The 11,921-nt window shown below is 46.3% G+C and carries 11 protein-coding genes; 6 read left to right on the forward strand and 5 right to left on the reverse strand.

Annotated elements, in window-relative coordinates:
• The first annotated feature begins 72 nt into the window (after positions 1-72).
• From NFI80_RS24260 to NFI80_RS24275, 4 genes are read left to right on the forward strand one after another with little or no spacing between them, the layout of a single operon-like run.
• A complete protein-coding gene (locus NFI80_RS24260) occupies positions 73-987 on the forward strand; it encodes a sugar phosphate isomerase/epimerase family protein (RefSeq protein ID WP_235164108.1) in 915 nt (304 codons plus the stop codon).
• A gap of 45 nt (positions 988-1,032) precedes the next feature.
• Positions 1,033-1,290: a type II toxin-antitoxin system HicA family toxin gene (locus NFI80_RS24265; RefSeq protein WP_235164109.1), complete on the forward strand. Its 258-nt coding sequence runs from the start codon at positions 1,033-1,035 to the stop codon at positions 1,288-1,290.
• Positions 1,283-1,495 (forward strand): type II toxin-antitoxin system HicB family antitoxin, encoded by a 213-nt coding sequence (locus NFI80_RS24270; protein ID WP_235164110.1) that lies wholly within the window; start codon positions 1,283-1,285, stop codon positions 1,493-1,495. The genes NFI80_RS24265 and NFI80_RS24270 overlap by 8 nt, the downstream gene beginning before the upstream one ends.
• Positions 1,496-1,509: 14 nt before the next feature.
• The gene (locus NFI80_RS24275; RefSeq protein WP_235164111.1) at positions 1,510-2,673 is read left to right on the forward strand and encodes an acyl-CoA dehydrogenase family protein; all 1,164 of its coding nucleotides are present in this window, start codon (positions 1,510-1,512) and stop codon (positions 2,671-2,673) included.
• On the opposite strand, the gene NFI80_RS24280 is transcribed toward NFI80_RS24275, so the two are convergent.
• The 3 genes from NFI80_RS24280 to NFI80_RS24290 all read right to left on the reverse strand — a co-directional run bounded on the left by NFI80_RS24280 (position 2,666) and on the right by NFI80_RS24290 (position 6,106).
• Positions 2,666-3,625 carry a sterol desaturase family protein gene (locus NFI80_RS24280; protein WP_235164112.1) on the reverse strand — a complete coding sequence of 320 codons (960 nt, stop codon included), beginning with the start codon at positions 3,623-3,625 and terminating at the stop codon, positions 2,666-2,668. The genes NFI80_RS24275 and NFI80_RS24280 overlap by 8 nt on opposite strands.
• 158 nt (positions 3,626-3,783) lie before the next feature.
• Positions 3,784-5,274, reverse strand: coding sequence for a helix-turn-helix domain-containing protein (locus NFI80_RS24285; RefSeq protein ID WP_235159423.1), 1,491 nt, complete (start codon positions 5,272-5,274; stop codon positions 3,784-3,786).
• A gap of 163 nt (positions 5,275-5,437) precedes the next feature.
• On the reverse strand, positions 5,438-6,106 hold the full coding sequence (locus tag NFI80_RS24290) for a porin family protein (RefSeq protein ID WP_051349907.1): 669 nt from the start codon (positions 6,104-6,106) through the stop codon (positions 5,438-5,440).
• Positions 6,107-6,358: 252 nt separating this feature from the next.
• Here NFI80_RS24290 and leuS point away from each other — a divergent pair, with 252 nt between their 5' ends.
• Positions 6,359-9,166 carry a leucine--tRNA ligase gene (gene leuS / locus NFI80_RS24295; protein ID WP_235164113.1) on the forward strand — a complete coding sequence of 936 codons (2,808 nt, stop codon included), beginning with the start codon at positions 6,359-6,361 and terminating at the stop codon, positions 9,164-9,166.
• 85 nt (positions 9,167-9,251) lie between these two features.
• Here leuS and NFI80_RS24300 read toward each other — a convergent pair whose 3' ends face one another.
• A complete protein-coding gene (locus NFI80_RS24300) occupies positions 9,252-9,632 on the reverse strand; it encodes a T9SS type A sorting domain-containing protein (protein ID WP_235164114.1) in 381 nt (126 codons plus the stop codon).
• A gap of 158 nt (positions 9,633-9,790) precedes the next feature.
• Between NFI80_RS24300 and NFI80_RS24305 the strand changes: the two genes are divergently transcribed.
• Positions 9,791-10,600 (forward strand): glycoside hydrolase family 25 protein, encoded by an 810-nt coding sequence (locus NFI80_RS24305; protein WP_233797048.1) that lies wholly within the window; start codon positions 9,791-9,793, stop codon positions 10,598-10,600.
• Between the two features lie 159 nt (positions 10,601-10,759).
• Here NFI80_RS24305 and NFI80_RS24310 read toward each other — a convergent pair whose 3' ends face one another.
• Complete coding sequence (locus NFI80_RS24310; RefSeq protein WP_235164115.1) at positions 10,760-11,821, reverse strand: agmatine deiminase family protein; 1,062 nt, start codon at positions 11,819-11,821, stop codon at positions 10,760-10,762.
• Positions 11,822-11,921 lie beyond the last annotated feature (100 nt).

The raw sequence follows: 11,921 nt of genomic DNA on the forward strand, positions 1-11,921 counted from the left end.
GCAAGACGGTAATATTCTCCCGTTTTCATCTTTGATAAAAATTACCTGACTTTGCTAAAACAGCCTTACTTCATGACCATCGATCGGAGAACATTTATGAATTCGCTGGCTGTCTCGGCTGGAGCTGCTTTTTTGCCGGAAATGGAGAGCCTGGCGCCCGACTTCCCTATTTCCTGTAACCAATATTCATGGATTACCTTTTACGCCCGGGAAGGAAAAGAATGGGGCGCAGACCTGGATGCGTCGCTGAAAGAATTTGCCTCAACCGGCCTGAAAGCCTATGAACCTGCATTTACGCACGCAGATGAAGTCGGCAGGTTGTTACCGGTTTTGGAAAAATATCAGCTTGCTATGCCCTCGGTTTACGTGAACAGTTCATTACATAAGGCCGATGAGGCGACCAAGTCCATCGAATCCGTGCTCGCAATTGCGGACGCTCTGAAACCTGCTAACACGAAGATCATTGTCACCAATCCCAACCCGCTGCAATGGGGAGGGTCCGAAAATAAGAATGACGCCGAACTCGCGGAACAAGCCAAGAACCTCGACAAACTAGGTGCCGAACTGAAACAGCGCGGCATGACGCTCGCCTATCACACGCATGACGTAGAACTGCGCGCAGCAGCACGGGAATTTCATCATATGCTGCTCGCGACAGATCCCAAGAATGTTTCACTATGCCTGGATGTGCATTGGGTCTACCGCGGCTCCGGCAATTCGCAGATTGCTCTTTTTGATATTATAAAATTATACGGAAAACGAATTGTCGAACTGCATTTGCGCCAATCCAAAGATGGAGTCTGGCAGGAAGCATTCAGCGATGGCGACATCGATTACCGCCGCCTTGTGACAACATTAAAATCAATGAATGTCACGCCGCACTTGGTTTTGGAGCAATGTCTGGAAAAAACATCACCGAAAACGGTGGGTGCAGTTGAAGCGCATAGGCAGGATTTGGTTTATGTAAAGAAGGTTTTTGAAGTTTAGATGGATATTTTGGGAAACATCATCACACTATAAATGACATAAACAATGGGGAAATTTGACAAGTTAATATTAAAGTTGCTTTCTGGATCGGCTGACAGCAATTTTAGTTTTGATGACTTGAGATTAATTTTATTAAACCTGGGTTTTACGGAAAAGACAACAGGAGGCAGCCATAGAATTTTTTATAAGGAAAATATTGTGGAAATTGTAAATATCCAACCTGATGGTAGTAAAGCTAAATCATATCAGGTGAAACAGGTAAGAGGGATTATTTTGAAATACAAACTTGTAAGTTATGAATAGCAAATACGAGTTAATCATGTATTGGAGTGAAGAGGACAACACATTCGTCGTGGAAGTTCCTGAATTGCATGGCTGCATGGCGGATGGACCTACGCAAAATGAGGCGCTGCTGAATGTGCAGATTGTGATCGATCAGTGGATTGAAACGGCCAAAGCGCTTGGACGAGAAATTCCAAAGCCCAAAGGCAAGTTGATGTATGCTTAATTGACTTTCGCAGCATGTTAACCCCAGATTTCTACAACATCAATGACCTGCTAACACCTGAGCAACAACTCATTGCGAGCACTGTCAGAGACTTCTCCGACAGGGAGATCAAACCCATCATTGAAGACTATGCACAGAGGGCGGAATTTCCGTTGCATCTGATCAAAAAGTTTGGCGAGCTTGGTGTTTTTGGTCCTACTATTCCTGCTGAATACGGCGGTGGTGGACTGGATTACATCAGTTATGGCCTAATGTGCCAGGAAATCGAAAGGGGCGATTCGGGCATGCGGTCGACGGTTTCGGTGCAGAGTTCGCTCGTTATGTGGCCTATTTATGAATTTGGATCTGAGGAACAAAAACAAAAATATCTTTCAAGACTCGCCAGTGGCGAACTGGTTGGCTGTTTCGGGTTAACCGAGCCGGATCATGGCTCCAACCCGGCTGGAATGAAGACCCGGATTTCGAAAACGGAAAATGGTTATCTCCTTAATGGTGCCAAAATGTGGATTTCCAATGCTCCGTTTGCTGATATAGCGGTTGCTTGGGCGAGGGATGAGAAAGGGAAAGTGCGTGGACTGATCGTGGAGCGCGGAATGGCGGGCTTTACTACACCCGAAATTCATAACAAATGGTCATTAAGGGCGAGCGCGACGGGTGAGCTGGTTTTCGATCATGTATTCATTCCCGAAAAAAATATTTTACCAAATGCGTCCGGACTGAAAGCGCCGCTGCAATGTCTGGATAAAGCGCGTTACGGCATTGCCTGGGGCGTTATTGGCGCTGCGATGGATTGCTATGAAACGGCTGTGAAATATGCTGCGGAACGCATTCAGTTTGATAAACCGATTGGAGCATTTCAATTGACACAAAAGAAGTTAGCAGAAATGCTGACGGAAATTACCAAAGCGCAGCTCCTGGCCTGGCGACTCGGCACATTAATGAATGACGGCAGAGCCACAACAACTCAGATTTCCATGGCGAAGCGTAACAATGTGGCTATGGCGCTGAATGTGGCCCGGGAGTGTCGCCAGATCTTGGGTGCGATGGGGATTTCCGGCGAATATCCCATCATGCGGCATATGATGAACCTGGAATCAGTGATCACTTATGAAGGCACGCATGACATTCATTTGTTGATCCTGGGTGCCGAAATAACGGGGATTCCGGCGTTTAAATAGCCGTTGGTTGCTGGCCGTCAGTTCTTATAAATGGTTCTGGCGTAATTTGTTCTGCGAGATGTGTTTGCAGGTTCTTTGTGGTTTGTCTTGAACCGTCGTGAGACCATCCTGGTGCTTTGATCAGGTAATTGAGCTTCGTCCGCAGGTTCGTGTTCTGTTTAAAATCGTGTCCTATTTCCTTCCATTCGTGCAAAACCGTGTGGGCCAACGTTGTGTTTTCAATGGGTTTGGTCAATCCGTAAACGGGCGGGACGGTCTCCAATTCTTCTTGGAATGTGCCGAAAATGCGGTCCCAGATAATGAGGCACATGCCCATGTTTTTATCTAGATACTGCACATTACTCGCGTGGTGAACACGATGATGGGAAGGGGTTACGAAAATGTATTCAAGCCAGCCCAGTTTGCCCACATATTCCGTGTGCACAATGATGCCGTAAATCTGCGTGAGCGAGTACATAATGATGATGTCGGCGGGATTAAAACCGATTAGCGCCAGCGGAATGAAATACACGAAGCGGTAAAGCGGCTGGAAAACGGAAGAGCGGAAACCGGTCGTCAGGTTGAAATGCTCAGACGAATGATGCGTCACATGCACGGCCCAAAACAACCGGCTGTGATGATCCACATAATGTAATGTGTAAAACGCGAGGTCTTCCAGCAGGAAAAGGCTGAACCAGTAAAAAATTGGATTGGTAATGCTCGTTCCCGCGCCCATGTTGTAAAACCAGATCAGCACGCCCACATAGGCCGTTCTGAATAACAGGTCAACGCCGCCGTTGAGGAGCATTAAGGATGCATTGGTAAGCGTATCTTTAAAATTATAGGAAGCGCGCGGGCTGTCGTGGTGGTGCGAGGGACGGTAAGTCAGGAAAATTTCGACGCAGATCAGCAACAGATAAAACGGAGTGGAGACTTTTAAAAGAAAATCTTCAAACTCATATGTGCCAGGCATAGCATTGGTGTCAAATATTCACAAAGATAATTCGGAACGTGGTGGTAAGGTTTGCGAAGATAAATTCTAAGATATTTCTAATCCAGCATTTAATCAACTTTTAATCACCTCCCTGATGAGACATTCAACTGCGCCTGAACCCCTATATGGTCTCGATTTTAGTTGATCATCCGCTTCAACGCTTTCCTTAACTCTTCGTTTTTATGCCGTTTTTGAAGAATAGTCGGTGCGGCGATCCTTTCGCGGCAGTCGAAGAGCGAGCAGCGTTCGCAGGTTTGGTTTACTTCCCGGGCAACCAAATAGGGATCGTCCAGAAATTGTAATTTTTCCCTGGTCGGCTCATCCAGGTAAATGCCCATGGAAACGCTCACATTGAGGCCCGGAGTAGGGGACATAGGCAATGCAAAACTGATCACCAGATATTCATCCCGAGTGTCCAGGTAAGTTGATTTTTGTGCTTTGCAAAGGATTCCGGGCTGCTCTTTTCGCTTGATAATGTCTCCCAAATCATTCAGAATCGTCAGTGCAACCCAGCGCCGGCAATAATGTTCGTCTTTCACGGTGTGCGGATAATGCTTCCGGGAAATGTGCATTTCCTTGGTCATATCGAAAATATTCTGACCGACGAAATTATTGAACCGGGAGAAAAAGATCTGGTTAATGCCAAAATAGCGCGGCAGAATGTTGCTTAACCTATAACAGAAAGATTCCGGCGTGGTGTTGAACCGGTGAATGAGGTCAATAAGCTGCTGCGGCTGCCACCTTTTTTGTTCAAAAACCGCTGCCACTGCGGGCACAAGCAAGCTTCTCTTGATGATGATCGCGCTTGAAAAGTAGGATGCTTTGAAGTTATTCAGCAATTGTTCAAACGATTCCGCTTCCACCAATGCCGTGGTATGCAACCTGTTTTTCAGATTTAAATACAAATAACCGATCTCCCGGCCGAAAATAAACGCCCGCTGCACGGAGGTAAGATGATTATTGATCAGCAAGCGATTGCCGTTTGGATTTGTGATCGTCAGGGAACGAACGCTGGCAAACTCAGGATTGGCTTTTTCATTAATATTTTCAATCGAATAATTGAAGCGCGATTTCAGGATTTCGGCCAAATCATTTTCATTCAGGATTTGCTCTTGATCAACATTGTTTTCAGTTAAAAAACGTTCTGCTTCCAGCTCAATGTCTTCAAAATAATTGTCGTGCATTTCCTGGTAAGTCCGCAATGCCGAGAAATAGAATTTCTCAATTGACATATTATAATTCCGCGCAATCTCGATCAGCGTGCCTACGAATGCGCTGATTTTGGCCGGGGCATCGGAAAGAATTTCAAGCAGGTTAGCGGGATCAATGCCGAAAAGTTCGAGCGGGAGCTCTGTGAGCACATTAGAGCTCAGGAGGTCCGAAATGGGTTCTAGGCGTTTGGTGAGTTTGAGGGAAACGAGCGTGTCATAGTCCACATCCATGGCAGACGCCAGGGCAATGATCTTGTCGGACTTCGGGTATTTCTTGCCTTTTTCAATTTCGTTAATGTATGAAATCGACAGTCCTGATTTTTGAGACAGCTCATTGAGTGACAATCCCTTATCCAGTCGGAGCTGTTTGAGCTTCAACCCGAAAACCAACCTTACATTATCTGTATTTATTGCCACTGCGCTGATAGAATCGGCCTGTAATGTACGATTTCGTTTACAGGCAATTTAATTAAAGAAATGTAAAAGTAGAAATAGCTGCAAGATTCAGTGGTAATATATCAAAACAAAAACGGGACACATCGTAGCGACGGTCCCGTTTGTTATGCTTTATTGTTTTGGATCAGAAAATTGCAAAGCCAAGCGTTGCCTGGAACAAATTGCTCTTTTTACCAAATTGCGAAGCAGTGGTTGCATTGTCAAATTCAACTTTCACGATATCTGTGAAATTTCCTTCGTAACGCACATCCAAACTTAATCTGCCAAAATCAAATCCTACACCGGCTTGATAACCATAAGCTAGCCTGTTCTTGAATTCAGCCGAGTTTTCGCCTGTGATCACATCAAATGAATCGCCGATTTTACCATTATTGGATAATCTCAGAGAAGCCATCGGGCCAACATTGATGCGGAAGAACTTTGCCACTCTCACACCAAACAAAATAGGCACATCCAGGTTGGAAAAACGAACATCAACCTTCCCATTTGAATCCTGCACACCGTCTTCATATACATTAAAGCGGCCACCTTTTTGTGATAGCAAAATCTCAGGCTGGATATAAAATGATTTACCAAAACGGAAAAATACACCTCCCACAAAACCCAGTGAACGGTTGTCGTTGTCTTTGAAATTGAATGGATTATTGCCCGAAGCCAGTGTCAGGTCATTGCTTCCATTGATGTTCGATAGATTAGCTCCTGCCTTAACACCGAATCTGAAAGCCGGGTCGTATTGAGCTGTCGCCGCGTAGCTTATCGTCATCAAGCACAGCGCAATCATAAAATTTTTCATGTTGATTTCTGGTTAGTAGATATAATTGACTTAATAAAAAATCTTAAAAACCTGTGCCCGGAACCCTGATTTGAAATTTCACCTGAAATGGGCATTAGTTTCTACAAGAGCCGGATCAGCGGGCAGTCGGCAACCTAATGTGGTACGGTGTAAACCTTATTACAATCAAAAACGCTATTTTTGCGCTCAGTTTGGAAATTTGGCAAGGCAGAAAGTCAGCCTCTATCGTAATAAGGAAATACAGAGACAGTTATGAGTGATTACAGTCATCGGGAAATAGAACAAAAGTGGCAGCAATATTGGGAGAGCCACGGCACATTTCAGGTTGAAAACCAATCGGAGCTTCCCAAATATTATGTTTTGGATATGTTCCCTTATCCTTCCGGAGCCGGATTGCACGTGGGGCATCCGCTGGGATACATTGCGTCGGATATTTATTCCCGTTATAAAAGGCTGAAAGGCTTTAATGTGCTGCACCCGATGGGATTCGACAGCTTTGGCCTTCCGGCCGAGCAATATGCGATCCAAACGGGCCAGCATCCCGCCATAACAACGGAGCAGAACATTACGCGATACATTGAGCAGTTAAAAAATCTGGGTTTCAGCTACGACTGGAAACGTGAAGTGCGCACTTCCGAACCTGATTATTACAAATGGACGCAATGGATCTTCACCGAGCTTTTCAAAAGCTGGTATAACAACGATTCTGGTAAGGCAGAGCCGATCGGGTCATTGATCTCTATTTTTGAAAAAAGTGGAAATAAAGGCGTTAATGCGACTTGCGATGAGGATACGTCCATTTTTACAGCCGAAGAATGGAATAGCTGGTCAGAAGAAGATCAGTATAAACTGACATTAAAATACCGGCTTACCTATGTTGCGGATGCGACGGTAAACTGGTGTGCAGGACTTGGTTCGGTGCTTTCCAATGATGAAGTAAAAGACGGCGTTTCGGAAAGAGGCGGATTTCCTGTGGTTCAGAAACTAATGCGTCAGTGGATGATGCGCATTACTGCCTATGCACAACGGCTAATCGACGGTTTGGACACGGTTGACTGGACCGAATCGCTGAAAGAGCAGCAGCGCAACTGGATCGGAAGGTCGGTAGGAGCACTTGTGAAATTCGGCATCGATGGCCATGAGCAGAATATTGAAGTTTTCACCACCCGCGTTGACACCATTTACGGCGTTACGTTCATGGTGCTCGCGCCTGAGCACGAGCTTGTTGATATCATTACTACGCCCGGGCAGCGCGGTGACATTGATGCATACATTGCCACGACTAAAAAGAAGTCGGAGCGTGATAGAATGTCTGACGTGAAGACGGTTTCCGGTGCATTCACAGGCGCTTATGCATTAAATCCTTTTAATGATGAAAAAATCCCTGTTTATATAGCCGATTACGTGCTGGCAGGTTACGGAACGGGCGCTGTCATGGCAGTTCCATCCGGCGACCAGCGCGACTGGAATTTTGCACAGCACTTCAATTTGCCGATCATTCCGATTCTGGATTCGCAAAAAGAAATTGAAACGCAGGCAGATTCAACCAAGGAAGGACATTATATCAATTCGGGCATCATTAATGGCCTTACTTTTCACGAAGCCAACAAAGTTTTGATCAACTGGCTTGAAGAAAAAGGAGTTGGAAAAGGGAAGATCAATTATCGTCTGCGCGACGCGGTTTTCAGCCGTCAGCGTTATTGGGGCGAGCCTGTGCCTGTTTTTTATAAAAATGACAGCACCGGACAGCCGCTTCCATACTTATTAGAAAATGGCGAATTGCCACTGAACCTGCCGGAAGTTGACAAATATCTGCCAACAGAGAACGGCGAGCCGCCTTTGGGCCGCGCACAGGATTGGGCGCATGGTTCGGGCAGTGGTTACGAACTAAGCACCATGCCGGGCTGGGCGGGAAGCAGCTGGTATTGGTATCGCTATATGGATCCCAAAAACCAGGAGGAATTCGCTTCCAAAGAAGCCATCGATTACTGGCGCGATGTGGATCTGTACATTGGCGGCACCGAGCATGCAACCGGACATTTGCTATACAGCCGTTTTTGGAACAAATTCATGAAAGACCGTGGGTTTGTGCCTGAGGAAGAGCCGTTTAAAAAGCTGATCAATCAGGGAATGATCCAGGGACGCAGCAACTTTGTGTATCGGGTAAAAGGCGATGATTACAGCAGCCCCGTTTTTGTAAGCGCAGGTTTACGTTCGGAATATGAGGTTTCGGCGCTGCATGTGGATGTCAATATCGTGGAAAATGATGTTTTGGATGTTGAAAAATTCAAAGCAACACGCAAAGATATTGTGGGTGAAAATCCAACATTCATCCTGGAAGATGGCAAATATGTGTGTGGCGTGGAAGTGGAGAAAATGTCCAAATCCAAGTTTAATGTCGTGAATCCCGATGACATTGTGGAGCGTTATGGCGCGGACACATTGCGTTTGTATGAAATGTTTTTAGGCCCATTGGAGCAGGCTAAGCCGTGGAATACCAATGGAATAGACGGGACTTATCGCTTTATCCGCAAGCTTTGGCGATTGTTCTATAATGATGCAGGACAGTGGATGGTAAAGGACATTCCGGCCAAACCGGAAGAGCTGAAAATCCTGCATAAGACGATCAAGAAAATCGAAGAGGATATTGAAAACTTCTCGTTCAACACTGCCGTGAGTGCTTTTATGGTTTGTGTCAATGAATTGGGAGCGATTAAATGTCAGAGCAAAGCAGTTTTGCAGGAGCTTGTCGTTTTACTTTCTCCTTATGCGCCGCACATTAGTGAAGAATTGTGGGATCTGCTTGGCAATGAGAAGGGAATGGTTTCAAAAGCAGCATTTCCGAAATGGGAATTGCAGCACGTTACCGACTCTGTGTTCGAGTATCCGATCCAGATCAATGGTAAAGTGAGGGCTTCACTTACATTCGCATTGGACACGCCCGTCTCCGATATTGAGCGGGAGGTTTTGGCAGACGAAACGGTTCAGCGCTGGATGGAAGGCAAGGCTCCGAAGAAAGTGATCGTGGTTCCAAAGCGGATTGTGAATGTTGTGATTTAATATTCAGATTTATAAATGCGAAAGGGCCGCTGTTGTGAAACAGCGACCCTTTCTTTTATTTTTCTGGCTAAATTTTTCTTTGTGCTTAACGAAGGCTGATCGAGCGTTGAATGTGTGGCTCGCTCACTGAAATGGTTTTGGTTACCTTTTCGCCGTCGCTGAAAATTTCAATGTTGTAGTCTCCGGCAGGCAGGTCGTTTAAATCATATACTTTTCTGATTTTGTCAATTTTTTTACCCAATTGCTCGCGGTAGATGGTTTTTCCTTTTTTGTCCGTCACCAGAATGATTGCGTTTGCGTCATTGTATTTATCAACGCTTACGAACAGCTTGTGATTTTTGGCAACAAATATGCCTGTTCCAAATCCGGTAACTTTTTTGGTCTCCTTATCCTCTGCAAAAGAACTGAAAGCGAAGGAAGCGGTGAAAGCAATGGCTAATACGAAGGTTCTGATTGAAGTTTTCATGGCTAATAGAATTTAAAGTTTGGCTCTTGTTGTCCCGTTTGAACATGACAAACATACGGCGATGACAGGTACTATGCATAGCATAGTACATGAGTGGTTGAATAGGAAAGTGAGCGGTAGGATAGGTCAAACAACGATCTTTTGTACTTTTGCGGCTTATGGCGAAAAGGAAAGTTAAGGCTTCGGCGGCCAAAGTGAATTATTTGAAACCGTTGCCTGCTAAGGGCTGGGCGATTATTGCCGGGGTGATTATTCTGATTGGCGCGCTCATCTGGTGGAAAGATAAGAAGGATGTTAATCAATGGGAGTTCGTCGCCAAGTTTGGGATCAAGCTGCCGCTCCGCTACGCCATTCATGGCATCGATGTGTCACACCACAATGCAAAGATCAATTGGGATAAGCTGAAAAAAACGCGTTCTGAAAATGTAGGGATTGATTTCGTATACATCAAGGCCACGGAAGGCGCCACGCATCTAGACCGGCAATTCAAGCGCAACTGGGCCGAAGCAAAACGCGTAGGGATGCGCCGGGGCGCTTATCATTTCTATAATCCAAGGGTAATGTCAGACCGGCAGGTCCAGAACTTCATCGGGCAGGTGCGGATGGAGCCGGGCGATCTCCCGCCTGTCCTGGACCTGGAAACACACGCCCGAAAGCCGGACGATATCATCATTAAAGGTGTAAAAAACTGGCTGCAACAAATTGAAGCGCATTATGGCGTAAAGCCTATCATTTACGTCAATGAATATTTTTACAAAAAATACATTGCCGGAAACTTCGATGATTATCCGCTCTGGCTGGCCGGTTATTCCCGCACGCACCTGGACGACCTCGCCGCAGACGCGCACGTGCTCTTCTGGCAGCACAGCGAAAAAGGCTGGGCCGATGGGATCCGAGGTTTTGTGGATTATAATGTGTTCCTGCACGAGCCTGAGGAGTGGGCGGATCTGGCGAATGCTTCGCCGTGACTTCTTTCCCAGATTGAAATCTGGGGATAGGGATGAGTCGCCGCTGACGCGGCTGGGCGACTCCGTGATGAGCCGCGTCAGCGGCGGCCGGGTTTGTAACCTTGGACTTTAGTCCGAGGAGAGGAGCGCCCCTTCGGCTCCGCTCAGGGTGACAAGTTGCTAGTTTAACAGCGGCTCCTGCTGGCTTAGACAGTGGAAGCTTCCTTGTCCCCAGATGATCTCAGTGGCTTCAAGCGGGATGATCTTTCGCTCGGGAAATGCTTTTTCCAGAATATCTATGGCAATCTGATCGTTGGGATTGTTGAAAACCGGGGTGATAACGCCGGCATTGCAGATCAGGAAGTTGGCATAGGAACCAGGCGTCCGGAAACCGTCGATGATGACGGCTTTGGGCATTGGGATTTCGATGATATTCAGTTGCTTACCATTCAACAAGCGCATGTTTTTCAGCATTTGCAGATTGGTTTGCAGTATTTCGAAGTTCTCATCATTGGGATCATGCTCAACGCAGGCAATGACGGTGTCTTCATTGATGAAACGCGTGGTGTCGTCAATGTGCCCGTCGGTGTCGTCGCCTACAATGCCGCCTTCGACCCACAGAATCTGATGGACGCCGTAATATTGGCACAACGTTTCCTCGATCTGGCTTTGATTCAAGTGCGGATTTCTATTCAGGTTTAGTAAGCACGATTTACTCGTCAGCAAACTTCCTGCCCCGTTAAATTCCACGGCGCCGCCTTCCATAACGATGCCGGGATTGAAAACAGGCAGATTTAAATATTCAGCGACAGCTTTCGGCGTGCGGTTATCATCATCATAGGGCGGATATTTGCCTCCCCATGCATTATGTCCCCAGTCCACGATCGCCTTCTGTTTTGTTTGCTCATTGATGACGAATGATGGCCCGTGATCCCGGCACCATGCATCATTGGTGGGTTTTATTACAAATTCAATTTTAGAAAGGTCAACATCGGTCCGGTCCAACTCTTTGTAAATGAAAGCTTTCAGGTTTTCGTCATTGGCAATGATCCCCACCTTTTCACCCTGGCTGATGGCCTTGATAAACGCCAGATATTGCGGACGCATCTTAGCAAGCCTTTCACCCTGCCAGGAAGCTTCATTATGCGGAAATGTAAGCCAGGTGGCGCGGTGTGGAAACCATTCGGCTGGAAATGTAAAACCAAGTTCCCCTGGCGTCGATGAAGTGTTTATATCAGGCACAATAATATGAAGTCATTTTAGAGTGCAAAGGTCGGAAAGGTTTTGGTGACTGGCAATTGCAAAGCGATAATGTATAACAAAAAGCGGGACGCAGTTGCCT

The organism is Dyadobacter chenhuakuii, assembly GCF_023821985.2.
In the GTDB taxonomy this organism is placed as follows: Bacteria; Bacteroidota; Bacteroidia; order Cytophagales; family Spirosomataceae; genus Dyadobacter; species Dyadobacter chenhuakuii.